Genomic DNA, 22,699 nt, shown 5'->3' with positions numbered 1-22,699 from the left:
ATCAAAATAATGGCATCAACAAATAAACACGCTATTGAGATATCAAACAACACGCACACATCGTCATCCCACCGCGGTAGCGGCGTGAGTCAGAGGCTCGGATGCGCCGGTCGGTAGTAACCGTCCTGCGACTTCGTACTTCGTCGGTCCGGCGCGAGTCACCACTCTAGCAGTTCTTCGCGACCCTGTCCAACTCCGCAGTCCGTGTCCTGCGTCTCGTGCAGATCGCCAGGCGATCGTTCCGGTGACGTGGTCACGGCCGGTCATGCGGTCTCCCGCACTCTCGGGTCCTCAGCTCTTCCGCATCCACTCCGTGCCGCTGCTCCCGGGGGAACCTCTCGGCCTTTCGTGTCTGCGTCCTCGCTGCTGACAAGAAAGAACATTACGCACTGCGAGGAGGTCTGGCAAACCGGCGAATTCAGGTCCCGTTCACCTCGAGTTGGGACCATACCTGCAGGTCAGAGGTGCTTTTCCGGGTTTCGGAAAGCGCTCATCGGGGCAACTGTGACCCACGTCTGAGAGTGGGGTCACGAGGAGTTGCTGCACCAGACGATGCCATGGCAGTGCCTCGGCACGGCCCGCTCCAGGCACGGCCGCTGCCTGCTCGACCTGCCCCGGGGGCGAACCTCGCCTGCCCTGGGGGGCACCTCGGAACGCCGAACGCCCCGACCCCTCCGGACAGGAGGGATCGGGGCGTTCGGGTGGGAAAAGGTGTCAGCCGGCCAGGCGCACCATCGCGGCGTTCTTCCGTCCGCGGCGCAGCAGCAGATGACGACCGGGCAGCAGCTGGACATCTCCGATCTCCTGGGCGAGGGCATCGGCAGAGACCTTCTCGCCGTTCACGGACAATCCGCCTTCGTCGGCCCCGCGCCGTGCTGCTCCCTTGGACGGGACGATGCCGGTCTCGACGAAGGCATCGATCAACGGAGTCGTCGCAGCGAGCTCGGCACTCGGGAGCTCCCGGGCGATCGAGACGACGGTGGCCTCGTCCAGCTCGCGCACATCCCCGCGTCCGAAGAGCACTGCCGCCGCGGCCGTGGCCTGGTCCGTCGCCTGCTGACCGTGGACCATGGTGGTGAGCTCGTCGGCCAGTGCACGCTGCGCGGCCCGCTTGTGCGAGGCCTCCTGCGTGGCCTGCTCGAGCTCGGCGATCTCTTCCCGGGTACGGAAGGTGAAGTACTTCAGGTAGTTCACGACATCCGCGTCGGCCGCGTTGAGCCAGAACTGGTGGAAGGCGTACGGACTGGTGAGCTCGGGGTCGAGCCAGATCGCGCCGCCCTCGCTCTTCCCGAACTTGGTGCCGTCCGCCTTGGTGACCAGCGGCGTGGTCAACGCATGGGCGTCGTGGCCCTCGACCTTGTGGATCAGCTCGACGCCCGAGAGCAGGTTGCCCCACTGATCGTTGCCGCCGAACTGGAGGCTGACCCCGTGCCTCCGGTGCAGCTCGAGGAAGTCGATGCCCTGGAGCACCTGGTAGCTGAACTCTGTGTAGCTGATCCCCTCATCGCTCTGCAGGCGGCGCTGAACGGTCTCCTTGCCGAGCATCGTGCCCATCCGGAAGTGCTTGCCCATGTCCCTCAGGAAGTCGAGCGCGCTCATCTGCCCGATCCAGTCGAGGTTGTTCACCATGGTCACGGCGAACTCCCCGTCCAGATCGAGGAAGCGGGAGATCTGGCCGCGCAGGCTGTCCACCCAGGTCCCCACGAGCTCGGCGTCGTTGAGCACGCGCTCCCCGGACATCCGAGGATCCCCGATCAGGCCGGTCGCCCCACCCACGAGGGCGTAGGGGTGGTGACCCGCCAGCTGCAGTCGACGCATCGTGAGCACCTGGGTCAGGTGCCCCACGTGGAGCGAGGCAGCGGTCGGGTCGAAGCCGCAATACAGGCTGATCGGTCCGTCCGCCAGAGCGCTGCCGAGCGCGTTGCGCCCGGTGGTCTGTACGACGAGTCCTCGCCAGGCGAGCTCGTCCAGGACGGAATGCATCGATCGGTTCCTCTCGGTGGGGCACGGGATGTGCCGCGTGATGTGGCGGTGCAGCGCAGTGAGGCCGACGAGGACCGTCGGCCCGTGCTCCGGACCATCGACGCCCTGAGGGCGCCAGCCTCCAGTATCCCAGATGCGCGCCCGGAGCGACCGGTCCGGCCAGGAGAGCAGCGTGGAGGACCGGCCGCAGGCAGGTCTCATGGTGCTGGGGACGCTCGCAGAACGACGCAGCGGCCGGTGACCATGTCGGTCACCGGCCGCTGACGGCGCCATCTCGAAGTCCCGAAGTCCCGAAGTCCCGAAGTCCCGAAGTCCCGAAGTCCCGGAATCACGGAGCCTCGGAGCCTCGGAGCCTCGGAGCCTCGAGGTTCAGCGTCCCCGGGTGAACTCCCGCAGGGAGGTGAGCGCGTCGGCGACGGCCTGCTCCTGCTCGGCGACGCGCACCGGGGCGGTCCCGCCCTTGGCGTCGCGGGATCCGATGGAGCCCTCCACGGAGAGGACCTCGCGCACAGAGGAGTCCAGGTGCTCGGAGATCTCGGCGAACTCGTCGTCCGTGAGGTCCCACAGCTCCTTGTCCTGCTCCTCGGCCATCTTCACGCAGGCGCCCGAGATCTCATGGGCGCTGCGGAAGGGCACCCCGCCACGCACCAGGTGATCGGCGATGTCGGTGGCCAGGGAGAAGCCCTGCGGCGCCAGCTCCGCCATCCGCTCGGTGTGGAAGGTGAGCGTGGCCATCATCCCGGTGAACGCCGGGAGCACCAGGCCCAGGGAGTCGACCTGGTCGAAGACCGGCTCCTTGTCCTCCTGGAGATCACGGTTGTACGCCAGGGGCAGCGCCTTGAGCGTGGTCAGCAGACCGACCAGGTCGCCGACGATGCGTCCCGCCTTGCCGCGTGCGAGCTCGGCGATGTCCGGGTTCTTCTTCTGCGGCATGATCGAGGAGCCGGTGGAGAAGGAATCGTCCAGCGTGATGAACGAGAACTCCTTGGTGTTCCACAGGATGACCTCCTCCGCCAGGCGCGAGAGATCGATGCCGATCATCGCGAGCACGAAGGAGAACTCCGCGGTCAGGTCGCGCGAGGCGGTCCCGTCGATCGAGTTCCACACCGAGTCGGAGAACCCGAGCTCGGCGGCGACGGCCTGGGGATCCAGGCCGAGGCTCGAGCCGGCGAGCGCGCCGGAGCCGTACGGCGAGCTGTCCGCGCGACGATCCAGATCCCGCAGGCGCTCCACATCGCGCAGCAGCGGCCAGGCGTGGGCCAGCAGATGATGGCTCAGCAGCAGCGGCTGGGCGTGCTGGAGATGTGTGCGTCCGGGCATCGGCACACCATGCACCTCCAGGGCGCGTGCGAGCAGCACGTCGACCAGGTTCAGCACCTGGTCGCCGACGACACGCGCCTGGTCCCGGATGAACAGCCGGATCAGGGTGGCGATCTGGTCGTTGCGGGAGCGGCCGGCGCGCAGCTTGCCACCCACCTCTCCCCCGGCCCGCTCGATGAGGCCGCGCTCGAGGGCCGTGTGCACATCCTCGTCATCCGGTGCCGAGACGAACTCCCCGGAGGCCACGTCGGCGGCGAGCTGATCCAGCGCGCCCTGCATCGTGGCGAGCTCGTCATCGCTCAGCAGGCCCGCGGTGTGCAGGACGTTCGCGTGGGCCTTGGACCCCCGCAGGTCGTACTGCGCCAGGCGCCAGTCGAAATGCGTGGACACCGACAGCGCGGCGAGCGCCGCCGCCGGGCCGGAGCCGAAGCGGCCGCCCCACAGGGAGGCACGCTCCTGCGCGGCCGACGGATCCCCGGCAGCCGAGAGCTTCGCGGCAGCGGACGGGTTCCCGGCAGGGGCGACGTGCCCCGAGGAGGGCGTCCCCGCCGAGCTGATCCCGTCCGAGCTCATGCCATCCGAGCTCATGCGTCGGCCTCGTCGGTGGTGAGGTCCTCCCCGTTGCCGAAGGCGACGTCGCGGGCCGCGGCCTGCTTGGCGGCCAGGCCGTAGATGTCGATGAAGCCGCGGGCGCTGCCCTGGTCGAAGGTGTCGCCCTCGTCGTAGGTGGCGAGGTTGAAGTCGTACAGGCCGGTCTCGCTGCGGCGACCGGTCACGGTGGCGCGGCCGCCGTGCAGGGTCATGCGGATGTCGCCGTTCACGTAGCGCTGGGTCTCGTCGATGAAGGCGTCCAGGGACTTCTTCAGGGGGGAGAACCACTGGCCGTCGTAGACCATCTCGGTCCAGCGATCGCCCACGGTGCGCTTGAAGCGGGCCTGCTCGCGCTCGAGGGTCACGCGCTCCAGCTCCTGGTGCGCGGTGATCAGGGCCATCGCGCCGGGAGCCTCGTAGACCTCACGCGACTTGATGCCCACGAGGCGGTCCTCGACGATGTCGATGCGGCCGATGCCCTGGGCGCCGGCGCGACGGTTGAGCTCCTGGATGGCCTCCAGCGGGGTGACCGTCCGGCCGTCGATCGCGACGGGGATGCCGCGCTCGAAGGAGATGACAACCTCGTCGGCGACCGGCGGGAAGGCCGGGTCGTCTGTGTAGCTGAAGATGTCCTTGGTGGGCTCGTTCCAGATGTCCTCGAGGAAGCCGGTCTCGATGGCGCGGCCCCACACGTTCTGATCGATCGAGAACGGGTTGTGCTTCGTGGTCTCGATCGGCAGACCCTTCTGCTCGGCGTACTGGATCGCCTTGTCGCGTGTCAGCGCGAGGTCGCGCACCGGGGCGATGCACTTGAGCTCGGGGGCGAGCGAGGTGATCGAGACCTCGAAGCGCACCTGGTCGTTGCCCTTGCCGGTGCAGCCGTGGGCGACGGTGGTCGCGCCAAACTTCTTGGCGGCCTTCACGAGGTGCTTGGTGATCACCGGGCGGGAGATCGCCGAGACGTTCGGGTAGGCATCCATGTACAGCGAGTTGGCCTTGAGGGCCTGCATGCAGTACTCCTCCGCGAACTCGTCGCGGGCGTCGGCCACGTAGGCCTCGACGGCGCCGCAGTCCAGGGCACGCTGGCGGATGACCTCGAGATCCTCGCCGCCCTGGCCCACGTCCACCGCACAGGCGATGACGTCGGCGCCGGTGGCGTCGTGGATCCAGCCGATGGCCACGGAGGTGTCGAGGCCGCCGGAGTAGGCGAGGACGATGCGTTCGGTCACGGGAATGCTCCTAATCGAGTTCTGCTAAGCACGTTCTATGGAGTGTCCGAGGGGGCGATGCACTCGGTGCCCTGGTCGCCCAGAGCGGGGTGCTGTCGTACGGGTTCCCTCGGGTATTCGGGGGTCTTGCTGGTCTCGCGGTTCTACGGTTCTGTCTATCGGGTCTTCGGGATCGGGTGCTGCGGATCGGCGCGGTGCCGGCGCTCGGGGACGGGTTCCGGCGGATCGGCGGCGTCCCGTCGGCCTTCGGCCAGATCGAGCAGGCGGGCGGCGAGCCGATCCCCGCCGTCGGGATCCCGGGCGATCAGCAGCACGGTGTCGTCACCGGCGATCGTACCCAGGACGTCGGGCATGACCGACCTGTCCAGGGCCGAGGCGAGATACTGCGCACCCCCGGGAGGTGTCCGCACGACGACGAGGTTGCCGCTCGCCTCGGCGGAGACCAGCAGGCCCTCCGCGAGGCGGGGCAGGCGGGCCTCGAGCAGCTCGTTCTCGGCCGGGGGTCCAGCCGGCCGATTCGTGCCGCCCTCCGGGGGGAGCCGGTAGACGAGGCTCCCCGCGGAGCCGCGGACCTTCTCCGCCTGCAGCTCGACGAGATCGCGCGAGAGCGTCGCCTGGGTGACCTCGGTCCCCTCGGCGGTCAGAAGCTGCGCGAGCTGGGACTGCGAGGAGACCTCCTGGTGCGTCAGCAGCTGCACGATGCGATGCTGACGGGACGTCTTGGTCTGGGCCAGTGCCCGCCGCTGCTCGCTCATCGTCGCGCGCCCCGGGGCCGAGCGTGCTCGGCGGTCTCCTCGTCGGGGTGGGTGAGGAGCCATGTGAGCAGGGCCTTCTGTGCATGCAGGCGGTTCTCCGCCTCGTCCCACACCACCGAGGCGGGGCCGTCGATCACCGAGGCGGCGACCTCCTTGCCGCGGTAGGCGGGCAGGCAGTGCAGGAAGATTCCGCCGGAGAGCTCCATGAGCTCCTCGGTGACCTGGTAGGGGGCGAAGGTCGCCTCGCCCCGGCCGTCCTCGCCCTCCTGGCCCATCGACACCCAGGTGTCGGTGAGGACGGCGGTCGCGCCCGCCACGGCCTCGCGCGGGTCCTCGGTGACGGTGACCGCTCCCCCGGTGGTCGCGGCGATCTCCCGGGCCCGGGCCACGATCTCGGGATCGGGCTGGTGGGAGGCGGGCGCGCCGATCCGCACGTCCATGCCGGCGGTCACCCCGCCCAGCAGGTACGAGTGGGACATGTTGTTCGCGCCGTCGCCGAGGTAGGCCATGGAGCGCCCGGCCAGGGCGGCGTCGCCGTCGGCGAGGCCCCCCGTGTGCTGGGCGATGGTCTGCAGGTCGGCGAGGATCTGGCAGGGGTGGAACTCGTCGGTCAGCGCGTTGACGACGGGGACGGTCGAGACCGACGCCATCTCCTCGATCCGCTCCTGGCCGAAGGTGCGCCATACGATCGCGGAGACCATGCGGGTGAGCACCTCGGTGGTGTCCGCGATGGACTCTCCCCGGCCCAGCTGGCTGTTCCCCGCCTCGATGACGAGCGGGCTGCCGCCCAGCTCGGCGACGCCGGTCGCGAAGGAGATGCGGGTCCGGGTCGAGGACTTGTCGAACAGGATCGCGACGGTGCGGGGGCCCTCGAGCGGTCGCTGGGCGAAGCGGTCGCCCGCGAGCTCGAGAGCGAGGGCCAGGACCTCCTTCTGCTCGGCCGGGCTGAGGTCGTCGTCGCGCAGGAAGTGGCGGGGCATATCAGTTCTCTCCTTCGGGGGCCGCGACCTTGAGCAGTCCGGGCAGGGCGGTGACGAACTCGTCGAGGTCCGCCTGCGTGATGATGAGCGGTGGCGCGAGGCGCAGGGTGGTGGGGTTCGGGGCGTTGACGATGAACCCTGCCTGCAGGGCCGCCGCGGCGACCTGCTGGGCGATCGGGGCCGTGAGCCCGATCCCGATCAGGAGACCCGCTCCGCGCACCTCGGAGATCAACGGGTCGCCGAGGGCGAGCACGTCGGCCGAGAAGCGGGCGCCGACGGTGCGCACGTGCGCGAGCAGGTCGTCCTCGATGAGGGTTCCGAGCACGGCGAGCGCCACGGCGCAGGCGAGCGGGTTGCCGCCGAAGGTGGTGCCGTGCTGACCGGGCTGGAGGAGGTCGTGGACCTTCGGTCCGTAGGTGATCACGGCGCCGATCGGGAACCCGCCGCCGAGGCCCTTGGCCAGCGTCATGACGTCGGGCTGGAGATCGTCGACCGCCTGGTGCGCGAACCAGTGGCCGCTGCGGCCGATCCCGGTCTGGACCTCGTCGAGGACCAGCAGGGTGCCGTGCTCGCGGGTGAGGCGACGCAGTGCCAGCAGGTAGTCGCGGCTGAGCGGCTGCACTCCGGCCTCGCCCTGGATGGGCTCGGCGAAGACGGCGGCGACGTCCCCGGGCGCGAGCGCCTCGGCGAGGGCCTGCTCATCGCCTGCGGGGAGGAACTCGACCCCGCCCGGGAGCGGCTCGAAGGGGGCCCGGTAGGCCTCTTTCGAGGTCAGTGCGAGGGCGCCCATGGTGCGGCCGTGGAAGGAGTTCGACAGCGCCAGGATGCGCGGGCGGCCGGTGCGGCGGGCGATCTTGAACGCCGCCTCGTTCGCCTCGGAGCCCGAGTTCGCGAAGAACACCGCGGACCCCTCCGGGGCCTCGGCGAGCGCGAGCAGCTTCTCGGCGAGCTCGATCTGCGGGGCGCTGGCGAAGAAGTTCGAGACGTGGCCGAGGGTGCCTGCCTGCTTGGTCAGCGCCGCGAGGATCGACGGGTGGGCGTGACCCAGGGTGTTCACGGCGATCCCGGCCAGCAGGTCGAGGTACTCCTTCCCGTCGGTGTCCCAGACGCGCACTCCCTCGCCGCGGGCGAGAACCTTCTGCGGGGTGCCGAACACGGGCAGCAGGGCTTCGCGGTAGCGATCCTCGAAGGACTCCCCCGCCACGTGGTCCGTGGGCGTCGCGCCGGTCGTCGTCGCGCCGGTGGTCGTCGTCGTGCCCGTCATCTCGTCCTCAGACATAGTCGTCCCTCCTCACCATCGTGCCCACACCCTTGGTCGTGAAGACCTCCAGCAGCACCGCGTGCTCGATCCGGCCGTCGATCATGGCGGCGGTGCGCACCCCGGCGTCGACCGCGCCCAGCAGCGCCTCCGCCTTCGGGATCATCCCGGCGGTGAGGGAGGGCAGCATCTCGCGCAGCTCGGTCGCGGAGATCTCGGGGATCAGCGAGCTGCGGTCGGGCCAGTCGCGGTACAGCCCCTCGACGTCGGTGAGCATCACGAGCTTCTCGGCGTCCAGACCCTCGGCGAGGGCCGCGGCCGCGAGGTCGGCGTTGATGTTCAGCACCTCCCCGGTGGGGTTACCGTCGGCGTCGACCTCGGGGGCGATCGAGGAGATCACCGGGATCCGGCCGCTGGCCAGGAGGTCGCTGATGCCGTCGATGTTGACGCCGTTGACGGCGCCCACGTGCCCGAGGTCCACGTCCTCGCCGTCCACGACGGTGCCGCGACGGGTGGCGGTGAACAGCCGTGCGTCCTCACCGGACATCCCGACCGCGAACGGCCCGTGATGGTTGATGAGGCCCACGAGCTGCCGGCCCACCTGGCCCACCAGGACCATGCGCACCACGTCCATCGTGTCGGTGTCGGTGACGCGCAGCCCGCCCTGGAAGGTGGAGTCGATGCCGACGCGCTCGAGCATCGTGTTGATCTGGGGGCCGCCGCCGTGGACGACGACGACGTGGATGCCGGCCAGCCGCATGAAGACCATGTCCGCCGCGAAACCGCGACGCAGCTCGTCATCGACCATGGCGTTGCCGCCGTACTTGACCACGACGATCTTCCCGCGGAAGCGCTGCATCCAGGGCATCGCCTCGATGAGCACCTCGGACTTCTCGCGCGCCTCGGTGCGGGCGGCGTCGAGCTGCGCGAGCGGGTTCTTGCCGACCAGCTGGCCCTCGGCGGTGTCGGCCTCGGGCCCTGCGGCGGGCTGGGGAGTGTTCTGCGGAGAGGTCATGAGGAGTAGGCGCTGTTCTCTTCGACGTAGTCGTGGGTGAGGTCGTTGGTCCAGATGTCACCGGTGGCCTCCCCGGCGCCGAGATCGACCTCGATGAGGGTCTCGCGCGGGGTCATGTCCACCTCGGAGCGGTCGCGGTGGGCCCCGCCGCCACGGCACACCTCGATCCCGTTGACGGTGACGCTGAGATCGGCGACGTCGAAGGGTGCGACCGCCTCGGGCACGCAGCCGGCCGCGGAGACGATCCGGCCCCAGTTGGGGTCGTTGCCGAAGATCGCGGCCTTGACCAGGTTGGAGCGGGCGATCTCGCGGGCCACCGCGAGGGCGGACTGCTCGGAGGTCGCCGAGCGGACCACGACGTGGACGTCATGGCTCGCGCCCTCGGCGTCCGCCACCAGCTGCCGGGCGAGGTCCGCGCTGACGGCCCGGATCGCCTCGGTGAGCTCGTCGGCCGCGACCATCACGCCGCTGGCCCCGGAGGCGAGCAGGATGACGGTGTCGTTGGTGGACATGCAGGCGTCGGAATCCACCCGGTCGAAGGTGGTCGAGGTGGCCGCCTTCAGGGCCTCCTGCGCGATGGTGGCGTCGACGTCCGCATCGGTGGTGAGCACCACGAGCATCGTCGCGAGCTGCGGGGCGAGCATGCCCGCCCCCTTCGCCATGCCGCCGACGATCGCTCCGGACGCAGTCGTGACCTCTGCGGTCTTCGGCACCGAGTCGGTGGTCATGATCGCGCGGGAGGCGGCCGCATCCGAGTCCGCCCCGGCGGCGAGCTGCTCGCTGGCGGCGGCGACGCCGGCCAGCAGTGGCTCCATCGGCAGCCGCTCCCCGATCAGTCCGGTCGAGCAGACCAGCACGTCCTGGGCGGAGACGTCGAGCAGGCTCGCGAGGTGCTCCGCGGTGCGATGGGTGTCGGCGAAGCCCTCGGGCCCGGTGCAGGCGTTCGCGCCGCCGGAGTTCAGCACGACCGCGCGGGCGCGGCCGTCGGCCACGGCCTCGCGGGACCAGAGGACAGGGGCGGCCTGGACCCGGTTCGAGGTGAACACGGCGGCGGCGACGTCACGCGGGCCGTCGTTGACGACGAGGGCGAGATCGGCGGCGCCGGTGGACTTGATGCCGGCGGCGAGTCCGGCTGCGCGGAAGCCGCGAGGGCGGGTGATCGTCATGAGGAACTCCTCGGGGAGGGTCGAGAACGGGAGGGGCCGACGGGACCGGGCCGACGGCGGGGGGCACGGTCGGGCCGGACGCGTGCGGTGCGGACGGCCGGCCCTCAGGGGGCGAGTGCGGTGCGGGTGAGGCCGGTGGCCTCGGGCAGGCCGAGCGCGAGGTTGAGCGACTGGATCGCCGCACCCGCGGTGCCCTTGACCAGGTTGTCGATCGCGGCGATCACGGTGGCCTGGCCGCTGCGATGGTCCACGGCGGCACCCAGACGGATCGTGTTGGCCCCGGTGACCTCGCCGGTCGTGGGGAAGACGCCCTCGGGCAGCACGGTCACGAAATGCTCGTGCGCATAGTCGGCGGTCAGGGCGGCGAGGAGGTCCGCCGTGGTGGCGGATCCCGTGACCGGGGCGTTGAGCACCGCGAGGATGCCGCGGCTCATCGGCACCAGCACCGGAGTGAAGGTGAGTCGCAGGCCGTCCTTCCCGGAGGAGCGACGGAGGTTCTGCAGCACCTCGGGCACGTGGCGGTGACTGCCTCCGACGGCGTACGGTGCGGCGCTGCCGGAGGCTTCTGCGAACATCAGGTGCTGCTTGGCCGAGCGGCCGGCCCCGGAGTAGCCCACGGGCAGAACGGCGCTGAGCTGGGTGTGGTCGATCAGGCCGGCGCGCACGAGCGGTGCCAGCGCGAGGGATACGGCCGTCGCGTTGCAGCCGGGCACGGCGATCTCTCGGGCGCCGACGATCTGATCGCGCTGCCGGGTGCCGTCGGCCAGCGGCAGCTCGGGCATGCCGTAGGTCCAGGTGCCGGAGTGCTCGGACCGGTAGTACTCGGCCCAGTCCTCGGCGCTCTCGAGCCGATGATCGGCGCCGAGATCCAGCACCAGCACGTCCGGATCCTTCTCGCGCAGTGCGGCCGCGATCTGCCCGGACTGGCCGTGAGGCAGTGCGAGGACGACGACGTCGTGACCGCTGAGCGACTCGACGGAGGTCTCCGTTAGGACCGGGTCATGACCGAGGTCGATGTGCGGCGCGACCTCGCTCAGCCGCTTGCCCGCACTTGAATGCGCGGCGACCGTCGCGATCTCGACCCCGGGATGCACGGACAGCAGTCGCAGCGTCTCTCCCCCGGCGTACCCGGAAGCGCCGACGACGGCGACGCGCGGCAGGCGCGCCGACGCGTCGCGAGGCGCAGCAGAGACAGGGGAAGCAGAGGCGGGGGTGCCCGATGCGGAAGTCATACCGGAAGTATATACAGCAGAGTGCATGAACAGCCAATCGAGTTCACACGCTCGATCCGACCCTCTCGACCCCTGGGCGAGACGACCAGCGGAGCGCCCCCACCTGCACCGGCATGCCCTGCGCGCAGTCTCTGCCGGTCACGAAAACGACACGATGCCCATCTGTTGACCGATTCACTGCTGGAGCGGTTAAGCTCTGATTCAGCGCTTAAGCGACACGGGTCACAACGACATGGTGACCCCTTCCCGTCGATGTGCCACCGGCGGCACACCACCAGGAGAAGCAGTGACAAGCAGTACGACACAGGAGTCGACCTCGGGAGAGACTCCCGGGCACGACAGCTCGACACACGCACCTCGGCCCTCCGGCCCGCGGCTGCCACCGAACCTGGTGTACCTGGCCAAACGGGCAGGTACCTACTTGGTGGTGTTCCTCGTGTCCCTCGTGCTCAACTTCGCGCTCCCTCGGCTGATGCCCAACGATCCGGCGCAGTCGATGATCCGTGACATCTACGAGAAGACGGGCCAGCGTCCGTCGGAATACCAGATGTCGATCATCCACAACATGTACGGAGACCCGGACACTCCCGTCTGGGAGCAGTTCTGGAACTACATGGTCCAGCTCGCCCATCTCGATCTCGGGCGCTCGATCATGTACTACCCGATGAAGGTCACCGACCTCATCCTCCAGGCCCTGCCCTGGACGGTCTACCTGGGGCTGGTCTCCACCCTGCTCGGGTGGCTGATCGGCACCTACCTCGGTGCCCGTCTCGGCTGGAAGCCGGGTCGCCTGCTGGACTCGATCATCACGCCCTTCGCGATGTTCTTCTCCTCCATCCCTCCGTTCTGGCTCGGGCTCCTGGCGGTCTGGTACCTCTCCTACAGCAAGGGACTCTTCCCTGCCCAGGGCGCGGTCAACCAGCGCATGCAACCGGCATCGCTGACGAATTCGGACTGGGTGCTGAGCGTGCTGTACCACTCCGTGCTCCCCCTCATCGCCCTGACGGTCGTCGGGTTCACGAGCTGGCTCTTCAGCATGAGGAACATGATGATCACGACCGTCAACGAGGACTACGTGCATCTTGCCCGCGCCAAGGGACTCTCCCCCGAACGGGTGCGGAACTCCTATGCGGCCCGGAACGCCCTGCTCCCCAACATCACCGGCCTGGCGATGTCGATGGGCGGCATCCTCATGGCGGTGGTGCTCGCCGAGGCGGTCTTCATCTACCCCGGTCTCGGCGGTCTGATCGGAGCATCAACCGCTGTGCGCGACTACCCGCTGATGCAGGCTCTGCTGCTGATCGTCATCGTGCTGAGCCTGATCTTCAACTTCATCGCGGACAGCGTCTACGTGCTGCTGGATCCCCGGACCAGAGAGGGGAGCTGAGCGATGATCCGTCGTTTCCTGTCCAACCCGAAAGTCATCATCGGCCTCTCCATCATCGGCTTCTTCACGCTCGTAGCCGTCCTCGGAAAGCCGTTCTCGACCCATGTGCTGGGTCGGACACCGCAGTCGATCTTCCCGGAGGCGATGGGGGTCGGTCCGTCCTGGTCCCATCCGCTCGGGACGACCGTCTCGGGCCAGGACGTCCTGACCTGGATGATGCACGGAACTTACAACTCGATGTTCGTCGGGTTCGCGTCCGCCATCATCGCGTCCTTCATCGCCATCGCGATGGGAACGGCCGCCGGGTTCCTCGGCGGAATCACGGATCGTCTGCTCAACGGACTGATCCTGATCTTCCAGAACCTCCCCTCGTTCCCCGTCCTGATCATCGCGGCGACCTTCTGGCGCGAGATGCCTCTGATCGTCGTCTCCCTCCTGATCGGACTCTTCGAGTGGACCGGCGGCGCGAGACGCATCCGGGCCCAGGCGCTCAGCCTGCGCGGGCGCGACTTCACCACGGCCCTGCGAACGGTCGGCGAGTCCAAGCTCCGCATCGTCTTCGTCGAGGTGATGCCCCACATGTTCGGGATCATCTCTCCGATCTTCCTCACCCTCATCGCGGCAGGCGTCGGGATGCAGGCCTCCATGGCGATGCTCGGGATCGGCAGCGCCGCCGAGCCCAGCTGGGGGCTGATCATCAACTATGCCTTCGGCATGAACGCGCTCTTCCGCGGCATGTGGTGGTGGTTCGTGCCGCCGGGGCTGTGCCTCGCACTCCTCGGATTCGCGACCACGATGGTGAATTTCGGACTGGACGAGATCACGAATCCGACCCTCAGCTCGAAGCGGCTGTCCCTCATGCGCAAGTTCCTCAAGCGCAACCGCCGCCGTTCCACACCGAGCACGCCCGACAAGGTCCCCGCGGGAGCTACCTCATGAGCATCACTGCCAGCACACTCAGCGGACCCGAGGTCCTCGGGGCATCCCAGGTCCCGGTCGAGACCACGGCGCAGATCGCCCGGCGGCTCGAGGAGTCGCCTCTGCTCCTCGAAGCCAAGGGACTGGACGTCACCTACGTGACCGAGAGCGGGGAGGTGCCGGCCTGCCGGGACATCGACATCCAGCTGCGCCGCGGGGAGATCCTCGGGATCGCCGGAGAATCCGCCTCGGGGAAGTCGACTCTGCTGAACGCCCTGTCACGACTCCAGCGCGCCCCCGCCGTCACCAGCGCCGGCACCGTCACCTTCCATCCCGACGTCGGCAGCCCCGTCGACCTGACCGCACTGACCGAGGACGAGCTGCGCAGCTACCGCTGGACGTCGCTCTCCATCGTCATGCAGTCCGCCATGGCATCCCTCAACCCGGTCATGAGGCTCGAGACCCAGTTCATCGACGTGATCCTGGAGCACGACAGATCGGCGACGAAGGCCTCTGCTCGCGTCCGAGCCGGAGAGCTGCTCGAGATGGTCGGGATCCCGTCGGCCCGATTGCAGTCGTACTCCTACCAGCTCTCCGGCGGGATGCAGCAGCGTGCGCTGATCGCGCTCTCCCTCGCCTCGGACCCCGAGATCGTGTTCATGGACGAGCCGACCACCGCGGTGGATGTCGTCATGCAGCGCCAGATCCTCACGCAGATCCTCCAGCTGCAGGCCACTCTGGGTTTCGCCATCGTGTTCGTCACCCATGACCTCTCTCTGCTGCTCGAGATCTCCGACCGCATCGCGATCATGTACGGAGGACGCATCGTGGAGATCGGCATGCCCGAACAGCTCTACGAGGACGCCCAGCACCCGTACACACGCGGGCTGCGGGCATCCTTCCCACCCCTGTCCGAGCCCGTCCGGCGCATGTCCGGAATTCCCGGGACTCCGCCTGACCTGCTCAACCTGCCCCAGGGATGCTCATTCGTCTCACGCTGCCCGCTCGCACTCGACATCTGCCGCACCGAGCGGCCTGAGCTGGAACCCACCGAGACCGGCGTCGCGGCCTGTCATCGGTCAGGAAGCAGCAACCGCGACTCCGCCGCGGACCCTAAGGAGCCGATCTCATGAGCACGAACCACGACCTCGACCAGAACCAGGGGCCCGATCAGGGATCAGACTCCCGCGCCCCGGTTTTCGAGACCCGGGACCTCTCGGTGCACTTCCGCGTCGACAGCCCCGAGGGGAAGGTGACGGTACGCGCACTCGACGGCATCGACTTCACGCTGCATCCCGGGGAGATCGCCGCCCTCGTCGGCGAATCCGGATCAGGCAAGACCACCCTCGCACGCGTGTTCTCCCTGATCTATCCGCCGACGGGCGGCGAAGTCCTGGTGGGCGGGGTCCCGCTGGCCCGCGCCGCGAAGGATGAGCGTCGTTACTACCGCGATACGCAACTGATCTTCCAGGACCCCTTCGCCTCCCTGAACGCGCTGAAGAAGATCCGGCACATCGTCGAGCGCCCTCTGCGCATCCACCGCATCGTCAAGAGCCGCCGCGCCGTCGCCGACAAGGTCATCGAGCTCCTCGAACGGGTCAACCTCACGCCCGCCTCGCGATATATCGACCAGTACCCCACGGATCTCTCAGGAGGGCAGCGACAACGAGTGGCGATCGCCAAGTCGCTGGCCGTGAACCCGAAGGTGCTGCTGGCCGACGAACCGACCTCGATGCTCGACGCCTCCATCCGACTAGAGGTGCTGAACCTCCTGGCTGATCTGAGGGACTCCGAGGGACTCGCGGTCCTCTACATCACCCATGACATCGCCAGCGCGCGGTACCTGTCGGATCGGATCAACGTCATGTACGGCGGTCGGATCATCGAATCCGGGCCCACCGAGAAGATCGTCAGCGACCCGGTTCATCCCTATACACGGCTGCTCCTCGACGCGGCGCCCGACCCGGCGCACTTCAAGGGCTCCGGACATTCCGCCGCGTTGGATACCTCCACCGCGGCCCCCGTCGACAACTCGGTCGAGGTCCTCGGCTGCCGATTCGCGAACCGGTGCCCGCTCGCACGTCCCGAGTGCACCAGCGCCCCCATCCCGCGCTACACCAGCCCTGACGGACGAGACGTCCTGTGCGTCCTGGCCGATCAGCGATCCGACTTCACCCCCACCACCCCCACCCCCGCCGTCACCTCGGCACGTTGAGAAAGAGCGATCAATGAAGATCTCACCCCAGTTCACCCGCCGCAGCGCACTCGGCGCACTCGGCATCGGTTCGATCGCCGCCACGGCGGCAGCGTGCTCCAGCGGCAGCGGCAGCGGCGGCGGGCCCGACAGCGGAGGCGGCGGCGGCGCCGGCGCCTTGTTCGTCGTCGGCACGATGGTCACGGCGACCAATCAGTTCGCCAAGAACTTCAACCGGTACGGCGGAGGTGACACCGCACCCGGCCTCGACCTCGTCTACGAACCGCTCTTCCGCCTCTCCTCCAAGGACGGCGGCCAGCTCCTGCCGATGCTCGCCGAATCCGCCGATCACTCGGAGGACGGCAAGGAAGTCACCTACCACCTGCGCAAGGACGTGACCTGGTCCGATGGCGAGCCCTTCACCGCGAAGGACGTGCTGTTCACCCTGGGCTCGATCTACGGGACCCCGAACCCCGAACCGGCGGAGGACGAGTTCGTGTGGCTCTCGGCCCCGATCGAGACCCCGGACGACCATACGGTGACGGTGAAGTACAACGACGACCAGCGCCAGCAGGAGGTGAACCTCGCGCTCTACTACCCGATCGTCCCGTCGCACATCTATCAGGACGGCGACAAGCTCGAGTTCCCTCAGGACATCATGGACGATCCGATCGGCACCGGGCCGGCAAGTCTGAAGGCCTTCGACACGCAGCTGGTCACCTACGCGATGCGGGACGACTACTGGGGCGGGACGTCCGAGGTCGGGGAGGTGCAGTTCGTGCCCTCCGGTCAGGCTGGCAACATCGAGACCCAGATCTCACAGGGCAACGTCGACTTCGCCGAGGGTGGGGCGCCGGGCGTCGTCAAGGGCTTCGTGGGCATGGCAGAGACGAACCATTACTCGTGGATCGCCGACGGCGCGTCGGAGGGCATCGCCTTCATGACCGCGAATCCCGACTCCCCGATGGCCGACGCGAATATCCGCAAGGCATTCCGCGCCGCGATCGACTACAGCGCTGTGATGGAGGCCTCCGGCATTGCGTACACGCTGCCGAATGCCGCCGGTGTGGACCCGGTGCTCAACGAGTCGTTGCAGCAGCCCGAGTTCAATGAGCCGATGGCGATGGACACCGACGCCGCCACGAAGGCCCTCGAGGCGTCCGACTGGTCCGTCAACGCTGCCGGCAACCTCGAGAAGGATGGCAAGGAGCACCCTCTGAGCCTGCAGATCCAGAACGACAACGCGACGTTCATGGTGACCATGCCGATCGTCGTCTCGACCTGGGAGAAGAACCTCGGGGTCACGGTCACCTTCGACCCGAAGCCGAAGGATGTCATGGACACCATCCTCTCGACCGGGGAGTTCGACGTGGTCGCCACCGGCCTGGGCTACCCCGGCTCCCCGTGGTCGAACTACACGATGTACGACCAGCCCATCCTGCCTCTCGAGGAAGAGACCAACAACGGCAACTGGGGACGGTGGGCATGGGGCGACGAAGCCGAGGAGAAGATGCAGATCCTCGTCTCCACGCTCAATACCCCGGAGACCCAGGATCAGATCGCGGAGGGGGTCCAAGGGGTGCAGCAGGCCTTCCTCGAGCAGGCGCCGCACGCACCCGTGCAAGGAGGCGGTACGGGCATCATGTACACCGAGCTCAACTGGACCGGCATCCCGGACCCTGCTGATGTCGACTACTTCCCGAGGATCAATGGGATGGGCAACATGACCCAGCTGCTCATGGCCATCGAACCGGCCTGATCCGATCGTCCGGGAGGCGCCTCGCTGTCCACCGGCACCAGACCGCGACGGCCGACGGGCCCGGTTCCTGAGCTCTCCCGCCCAGGATCCGGGCCCGTCGGCCTTTCCTCACCGCCACGGCCGCGCCACGGTCCCCAGAGCGCTGCGGGGAACTGCATTGCATTGCGCTGCGCTGCGTTGCGTTGCAGAAGGTTCACGCGTCCCCGCGGTGCAGACGCTCCGAAAGACGGTTCACGCGTCGCCGCGGTGCAGACGCTCCGAAAGGCGGCGAGTCCAGGTGTAGCCCGTTTCCGTGATCCTGTCGTCGAGGAACTCCACTCCGTCGCGGTCGACCGCGTAGGAGAACACCCCCGCCTTGGTGGCGCCGTCCGGCTGCCAGTCCGCATAGTCGACTGCCCGTGACGTCTCGAAGGGTTCCGAGGTGTCGTCCCACCGGTTGAGGTCAAACTCCTCGTAGAAGGAGAACCCGATGAGGTAGCGCTCCGCCGGGATCAGCGGAGCAAAACTGTCCCAGGTCTCCTGCAGGCTCTCGACCGTGCGACCGTAGGACTGCACCAGGACGTAGTCGTAGAGATCAGCGGTGTGCTGGAAGACCTGCTCGTCACCGCCGAGATTCGTGTCGTAGATCAGCAGGGAGTCCGTTCCGGACTCCTTGCCGACGAGCCGCGCCAGCTCGTGGAAGACGCCCGCGGCGCGTTCGGCCTGCTCCGCATCGAGATAGCTCTCCATGTCGATATCCAGTCCATCGAGACCGTGCTCGTGGACCAGCTCGGTCACGAGCTTCTCCGCCAGGTCCCGGTGGCCGGTCGCGGTGTCGGGGAAGGACGGATCGAGCAGGGCGCTGATGTCGGTCGTGCGCACGACACGAGTCCCTCTCTCATGCAGCGCCGGCACATACTCCTCGCGCAGAGTGCGCCAGAAAGGGTTCTGCGGCGGGGTGAAATCCGGGAAGACGAAGGCGACATCCACCTCGGCCGGGATGTCTCCGAAGCTGTTGGGCTTCGTCGGGTCAGCGACCCTGTCATGCCATGTCCTGAAATACGCCATCTGCAGGGCGGTACGCGGATAAGGGCTGGCGACCACGATGTCTCCTCGGTACTCAATCGGTTGAGCGCCCATCGTTCCATGCCTCGGAGCTCTCTGCCAGGCCAGTGGCCGCCATGATCCGCGCGAAGGGCACGATCCAGGTGTCGAGGCGCTCCAGGAGCTCCCGCTCCCCCATCACGTCCGGGGCGTCGCACCACACGGACAGGGACGCCCCGAGCACGGGGTCGGGCGTTCCCGCGGAAACGGCTGGGACCTCGAGATGCACGTCCTCAGCAGCGAGGCCCATGAACCGTCGGGGCGAGAAGGTGTCGGTGAGCAGGCCGAAACGCCGCGCACCATGGGGCGCGAAGGGCCCGTCCTCGGAGAGCACGGCGTAGAGCTGGTCGCCGTGGGAGTTGATCACCCGATACCCGGAACGCAGGTAATCCTCGACCGACGGGGTCCAGTCCCGCCAGCGGATCCACACGTCGAGCACCACGTCGGTGCTGATCGGCGCGAGGGGTTCGTCGGAGGCAGGCACCACATGGTCGTTCCACAGCAGCGGAGTGCGGCCGAGCTCGATCGCTCGAGCTGCGAGGGTGTTGACGAAGAGGGCGTAGGAGTCCAGAGCCGTCGCCGCCGGCCCCACGAGTGACCGGGCGTGCGCGAGAAGGCTCGGGAAGCGCTCGGGGTTCTGGGCGTCCTCGTCCTCCCAGGGCGCCGCGAAGAACTCGTCCCCTCCCAGGTGGATCGCGTCGCCGGGGAACAGTCCGGCGACGGCCTCCATCAGGTCGAGAGCGAGCTCGAGGGCCTCGGGCCGGGAGATGTCGAGGCGGTCCTCGTGGACGTGGCCGTGGCGATCCACGAGCTGGAGATGCTCCCGCCCCACGAGCAGTGCCGCGGCGTGGGAGGGCAGATCGATCTCGGGCAGGAGCGCGATGCCGGCCGCCTCGGCCGCGGCCACGATCTGCGCCACGTCCTCCGTGCCCCAGGCGTCGTCGGCCGCGAGCTCCTCGAAGCCCGGGAGCCGCACCCCCACACGATGGGTCTCGGTGAGATGGAGGTGCAGGGCGGTGAAGCCCAGCTCACCGAGCCGGCCGATGAGCTGCACGACGGCGTCGGCGGTGAAGGACTTGCGCCCGACGTCGAGGCTCAGGCCGCGGTAGTCCGCGGCCCCGAGCCCGCTGGGCGCCGTCGGCCCCGACGCAGACGGCACGGGCCGCCGGTCCGTCGGGAGCCGGCGGCCCGCGCCGCTGTCGGAGGAGGTCACGCGCGCAGCACGCCGCCCACGGCCGAATCGACCGCCGCGATGCAGCGCGAGCGCGCCGCGCCGATCTGCTCCGCGGTCAGGGTGGCCTCGGCGGACCGCAGACGCACCGCGAACGCGAGCGACTTCTTGCCCTCACCGATCTGCTCACCGGTGAAGACATCGAACAGGTGGACGCTCTCGGCGAGGTCGCCGATGCCCACCACGATCGCCGCCTCGACGGCCGCGGCCGGCACGCTCTGGTCGACCACGAAGGCGAAGTCCTCCTTCGCCACCGGGTACGTCGGCACCGGCGCCGCCGCGATCACTGCCGGGGCGGAGGCGATCAGCGCCTCGAGGTCGAGCTCGAGGGCGCTGGTGCGCGCGGGCAGCCCGAACTCCGTGACCACGGCGGGGTGCAGCTCACCGGCGTGGCCGATGACCGTGCTCGTCCCGTCGGCCGCGGTGACCCGCAGCTCGCCGGCGCGACCGGGGTGGAAGGGCGCGCGCTCGGTCTGTCGCACCTCGAGATCCGCGCCGACGGCGGCGGCCGCGCGACGGGCCAGGTCGAAGGCATCGGCCCAGCCCCACGGGGCGACCTCGCCTTGCCACGATCCCGGACCGGACGCGCCGCCGACCACGGCTGCCAGGGTGCGGGTCTGGAGCGGGAGCGCCCCCAGGATGGCCTCGAGCTCGGCGTCGGAGGGTCGCTGCGCAGCGGCGGGGACCGGCGAGCGGGAGCCCTCTCCGCGGGAGAGGGACGTGGTGCCGAGCTGGAAGATCGCCACCGATTCCTCGCCGCGGCCGAGGTTGCGTCGCGCCACGGGCAGCAGGGTCTGCAGCAGCGACGTGCGCAGCAGGGGTTCGTCGTCGGCCAGCGGGTTCAGCAGGCGCACCGCGCCACGGCGGGCATCGTCTTGCGCGTACCGCAGGGCGTCGAAGATGCCCTCGCCGACGAACGGGTACGAGGTGACCTCGACGAGCCCGGCCTCGGCGAGTGCACGGTTCGCGGCGCGGCGAGCTCTCTGAGCGCGCGTGAGGCCGCGACCACCGGGGGCTGTGGGCAGCACGGAGGGGATGGTCTCGTAGCCGACCAGGCGGGCGATCTCCTCGATCAGGTCCTCGCGGATGACGAGGTCCGGGCGCCAGGACGGCGGGGTGACGGCGAGCGTGCCCTCGGCACCGTCGCCCGTCCCGTCCTCCACGGTGCAGCCGATCATCTCGAGGCTGCTGCGCACCTGCTGCGGGGTGTAGGCGATGCCGACCACGCGCTCGGCGTCGCCGAGCGGCAGCGCGATCGGTGCGGCCGCGGGCCCCGCGATGCCGCCCTCGTCGGTGATGCGGGACGCGATCTCACCGCCGCCGTACTCCACGATCAGCTGGGCGGCCCGGTAGGCGGCCACGCGGGGCAGCTGCGGGTCCACGCCGCGCTCGAAGCGCTTGGAGGCCTCCGAGGGGAGACGGTGGCGTCGCGCGGAGCGGGCCACCGAGATCGGGTGGAAGGTCGCCGCCTCGAGCACGATGTTCGCGGTGCCCTCGGAGACCTCGGTGGACTCCCCGCCCATCACGCCGGCGATGCCGAGCACGCGAGCGCCCTCGCCGCCCTCGCTGTCGGTGATCAGCAGGTCCTCGGCGTCGAGCGTGCGGGTGACGTCGTCCAGGGTGGTGAGCTTCTCGCCCTTCTGGGCGCGGCGCACCACGATCGGGGCGACGACCTCGTCCGCATCGTACGCATGCAGCGGCTGGCCGAGGTCGAGCATCACGTAGTTGGTGACATCCACGATCAGCGAGATCGGGCGCATGCCGGCCAGGGTCAGCCGACGCGCCATCCAGCGCGGGGTCTGCGCAGCGGGGTCCACGCCGCGGACCTCGAGAGCCACGAAGCGCGAGCAGCCCTCGACGTCCCGGATGGGGGCGTCGTCGCGCAGCCGGACGGCGAGCCCGCCGTCCTCGGCGGAGGGGATCTCGACGGTGGAGGCCGGATCGGTGTAGGCGACACCGGTGGCGTGGGAGTACTCCCGGGCCACGCCGCGCATCGAGAAGCAGTATCCGCGGTCCGGGGTCACGTTGATCTCGACGACCTCGTCGGCCAGGCCGAGCAGGGCGATCGCGTCGTCACCGGGCTCGCCGGTCAGGCCCTCGGCGTGGCCGCGGCCCAGCACGATGATGCCGTCCTCGCCGGTGGGGTCCTCGCCCAGGCCCAGCTCGTCGCCGGAGCAGATCATGCCGTCGGAGACGTGGCCGTAGGTCTTGCGGGCAGCGATCGCGAAGTCGCCGGGCAGCACGGTGCCGGGCAGGGAGACGACGACGAGATCTCCCTCGACGAAGTTGTGCGCGCCGCAGATGATGCCGCGGCTGGGTCGCTCCTCGCCGGGCTGCGGGTCCTTGGGGTTGTCGAGGTCCTCGTTGTGCTCGGGGCCGACGTCCACGCGCACCCAGTTGATCGTCTTGCCGTTCTTCTGGGGCTCCTTGACGAGCTCCAGCACGCGGCCGACGACGAGCGGTCCGGTCACCTGGGCGCCGAAGATCGCCTCCTCCTCGAGGCCGACGCGGGAGAGGTCGGTGGCGACCTGCAGGGCGGAGGTTCCGGCGGGCAGCTCGGTGTGCTCGGCGAGCCAGGTCAGGGGAATGCGGGGCATC

At 69.1% G+C, this 22,699-nt stretch carries 17 protein-coding genes; 5 read left to right on the top strand and 12 right to left on the bottom strand.

Annotated elements, in window-relative coordinates; all coding sequences use genetic code 11:
• Nucleotides 1-714: 714 nt before the first annotated feature.
• The 9 genes from tyrS to argC form a co-directional block, all read right to left on the bottom strand.
• On the bottom strand, nucleotides 715-1,983 hold the full coding sequence (gene tyrS, locus INT49_RS12110; protein ID WP_193117992.1) for a tyrosine--tRNA ligase: 1,269 nt from the start codon (nucleotides 1,981-1,983) through the stop codon (nucleotides 715-717).
• 369 nt (nucleotides 1,984-2,352) lie between these two features.
• Complete coding sequence (gene argH, locus INT49_RS12105; RefSeq protein WP_226850383.1) at nucleotides 2,353-3,891, bottom strand: argininosuccinate lyase; 1,539 nt, start codon at nucleotides 3,889-3,891, stop codon at nucleotides 2,353-2,355.
• Nucleotides 3,888-5,123 (bottom strand): argininosuccinate synthase, encoded by a 1,236-nt coding sequence (locus INT49_RS12100; protein WP_193117991.1) that lies wholly within the window; start codon nucleotides 5,121-5,123, stop codon nucleotides 3,888-3,890. Before INT49_RS12100 ends, argH begins: the two co-directional genes overlap by 4 nt.
• Nucleotides 5,124-5,278: 155 nt before the next feature.
• Nucleotides 5,279-5,878 carry an arginine repressor gene (locus INT49_RS12095; RefSeq protein WP_226850381.1) on the bottom strand — a complete coding sequence of 200 codons (600 nt, stop codon included), beginning with the start codon at nucleotides 5,876-5,878 and terminating at the stop codon, nucleotides 5,279-5,281.
• On the bottom strand, nucleotides 5,875-6,858 hold the full coding sequence (gene argF / locus INT49_RS12090; RefSeq protein ID WP_193117990.1) for an ornithine carbamoyltransferase: 984 nt from the start codon (nucleotides 6,856-6,858) through the stop codon (nucleotides 5,875-5,877). The genes INT49_RS12095 and argF overlap by 4 nt, the downstream gene beginning before the upstream one ends.
• 1 nt (nucleotide 6,859) lies before the next feature.
• Entirely contained in the window at nucleotides 6,860-8,137 is a 1,278-nt protein-coding gene (locus tag INT49_RS12085) for an acetylornithine transaminase (protein WP_193117989.1), read from the bottom strand.
• Nucleotides 8,130-9,131 carry an acetylglutamate kinase gene (gene argB / locus INT49_RS12080; RefSeq protein WP_226850379.1) on the bottom strand — a complete coding sequence of 334 codons (1,002 nt, stop codon included), beginning with the start codon at nucleotides 9,129-9,131 and terminating at the stop codon, nucleotides 8,130-8,132. The genes INT49_RS12085 and argB overlap by 8 nt, the downstream gene beginning before the upstream one ends.
• Nucleotides 9,128-10,297, bottom strand: coding sequence for a bifunctional glutamate N-acetyltransferase/amino-acid acetyltransferase ArgJ (argJ, locus tag INT49_RS12075; protein ID WP_193117988.1), 1,170 nt, complete (start codon nucleotides 10,295-10,297; stop codon nucleotides 9,128-9,130). Before argJ ends, argB begins: the two co-directional genes overlap by 4 nt.
• Before the next feature lie 104 nt (nucleotides 10,298-10,401).
• Nucleotides 10,402-11,529: an N-acetyl-gamma-glutamyl-phosphate reductase gene (gene argC, locus INT49_RS12070; protein ID WP_193117987.1), complete on the bottom strand. Its 1,128-nt coding sequence runs from the start codon at nucleotides 11,527-11,529 to the stop codon at nucleotides 10,402-10,404.
• A gap of 286 nt (nucleotides 11,530-11,815) precedes the next feature.
• Here argC and INT49_RS21160 point away from each other — a divergent pair, with 286 nt between their 5' ends.
• From INT49_RS21160 to INT49_RS12045, 5 genes are read left to right on the top strand one after another with little or no spacing between them, the layout of a single operon-like run.
• On the top strand, nucleotides 11,816-12,916 hold the full coding sequence (locus INT49_RS21160; RefSeq protein ID WP_319021602.1) for an ABC transporter permease: 1,101 nt from the start codon (nucleotides 11,816-11,818) through the stop codon (nucleotides 12,914-12,916).
• A gap of 3 nt (nucleotides 12,917-12,919) precedes the next feature.
• Nucleotides 12,920-13,855 (top strand): ABC transporter permease, encoded by a 936-nt coding sequence (locus INT49_RS12060; protein WP_193117985.1) that lies wholly within the window; start codon nucleotides 12,920-12,922, stop codon nucleotides 13,853-13,855.
• Nucleotides 13,852-14,967 carry an ABC transporter ATP-binding protein gene (locus INT49_RS12055; protein ID WP_193117984.1) on the top strand — a complete coding sequence of 372 codons (1,116 nt, stop codon included), beginning with the start codon at nucleotides 13,852-13,854 and terminating at the stop codon, nucleotides 14,965-14,967. The genes INT49_RS12060 and INT49_RS12055 overlap by 4 nt, the downstream gene beginning before the upstream one ends.
• Nucleotides 14,964-16,049: an ABC transporter ATP-binding protein gene (locus INT49_RS12050; protein WP_193117983.1), complete on the top strand. Its 1,086-nt coding sequence runs from the start codon at nucleotides 14,964-14,966 to the stop codon at nucleotides 16,047-16,049. Before INT49_RS12055 ends, INT49_RS12050 begins: the two co-directional genes overlap by 4 nt.
• 13 nt (nucleotides 16,050-16,062) lie before the next feature.
• On the top strand, nucleotides 16,063-17,787 hold the full coding sequence (locus INT49_RS12045; RefSeq protein WP_193117982.1) for an ABC transporter substrate-binding protein: 1,725 nt from the start codon (nucleotides 16,063-16,065) through the stop codon (nucleotides 17,785-17,787).
• A gap of 231 nt (nucleotides 17,788-18,018) precedes the next feature.
• On the opposite strand, the gene INT49_RS12040 is transcribed toward INT49_RS12045, so the two are convergent.
• Genes INT49_RS12040 through pheT form a run of 3 tightly spaced genes read right to left on the bottom strand, consistent with a single transcriptional unit; the run spans nucleotide 18,019 to nucleotide 22,698 of the window.
• On the bottom strand, nucleotides 18,019-18,870 hold the full coding sequence (locus tag INT49_RS12040) for an EndoS/ChiA family endoglycosidase (RefSeq protein ID WP_193117981.1): 852 nt from the start codon (nucleotides 18,868-18,870) through the stop codon (nucleotides 18,019-18,021).
• Between the two features lie 16 nt (nucleotides 18,871-18,886).
• Nucleotides 18,887-20,083: a family 20 glycosylhydrolase gene (locus INT49_RS12035; RefSeq protein WP_193117980.1), complete on the bottom strand. Its 1,197-nt coding sequence runs from the start codon at nucleotides 20,081-20,083 to the stop codon at nucleotides 18,887-18,889.
• The gene (pheT, locus tag INT49_RS12030; protein ID WP_193117979.1) at nucleotides 20,080-22,698 is read right to left on the bottom strand and encodes a phenylalanine--tRNA ligase subunit beta; all 2,619 of its coding nucleotides are present in this window, start codon (nucleotides 22,696-22,698) and stop codon (nucleotides 20,080-20,082) included. Before pheT ends, INT49_RS12035 begins: the two co-directional genes overlap by 4 nt.
• Nucleotide 22,699: the final 1 nt, after the last annotated feature.

It is taken from the genome of Brachybacterium tyrofermentans, from assembly GCF_014897585.1.
Taxonomy (GTDB): Bacteria; Actinomycetota; Actinomycetes; order Actinomycetales; family Dermabacteraceae; genus Brachybacterium; species Brachybacterium tyrofermentans.
This window is presented reverse-complemented; position numbering and strand designations above follow the sequence as displayed.

Bases quoted from the DNA above. Each gene is read 5' to 3' on its own strand.
- tyrS (WP_193117992.1), bottom strand. From the start codon at position 1,983: ATGCATTCCGTCCTGGACGAGCTCGCCTGGCGAGGACTCGTCGTACAG.
- argH (WP_226850383.1), bottom strand. From the start codon at position 3,891: ATGAGCTCGGATGGCATGAGCTCGGACGGGATCAGCTCGGCGGGGACG.
- INT49_RS12095 (WP_226850381.1), bottom strand. From the start codon at position 5,878: ATGAGCGAGCAGCGGCGGGCACTGGCCCAGACCAAGACGTCCCGTCAG.
- argF (WP_193117990.1), bottom strand. From the start codon at position 6,858: ATGCCCCGCCACTTCCTGCGCGACGACGACCTCAGCCCGGCCGAGCAG.
- INT49_RS12085 (WP_193117989.1), bottom strand. From the start codon at position 8,137: ATGTCTGAGGACGAGATGACGGGCACGACGACGACCACCGGCGCGACG.
- argB (WP_226850379.1), bottom strand. From the start codon at position 9,131: ATGACCTCTCCGCAGAACACTCCCCAGCCCGCCGCAGGGCCCGAGGCC.
- argJ (WP_193117988.1), bottom strand. From the start codon at position 10,297: ATGACGATCACCCGCCCTCGCGGCTTCCGCGCAGCCGGACTCGCCGCC.
- argC (WP_193117987.1), bottom strand. From the start codon at position 11,529: ATGACTTCCGCATCGGGCACCCCCGCCTCTGCTTCCCCTGTCTCTGCT.
- INT49_RS12060 (WP_193117985.1), top strand. From the start codon at position 12,920: ATGATCCGTCGTTTCCTGTCCAACCCGAAAGTCATCATCGGCCTCTCC.
- INT49_RS12055 (WP_193117984.1), top strand. From the start codon at position 13,852: ATGAGCATCACTGCCAGCACACTCAGCGGACCCGAGGTCCTCGGGGCA.
- INT49_RS12050 (WP_193117983.1), top strand. From the start codon at position 14,964: ATGAGCACGAACCACGACCTCGACCAGAACCAGGGGCCCGATCAGGGA.
- INT49_RS12045 (WP_193117982.1), top strand. From the start codon at position 16,063: ATGAAGATCTCACCCCAGTTCACCCGCCGCAGCGCACTCGGCGCACTC.
- pheT (WP_193117979.1), bottom strand. From the start codon at position 22,698: ATGCCCCGCATTCCCCTGACCTGGCTCGCCGAGCACACCGAGCTGCCC.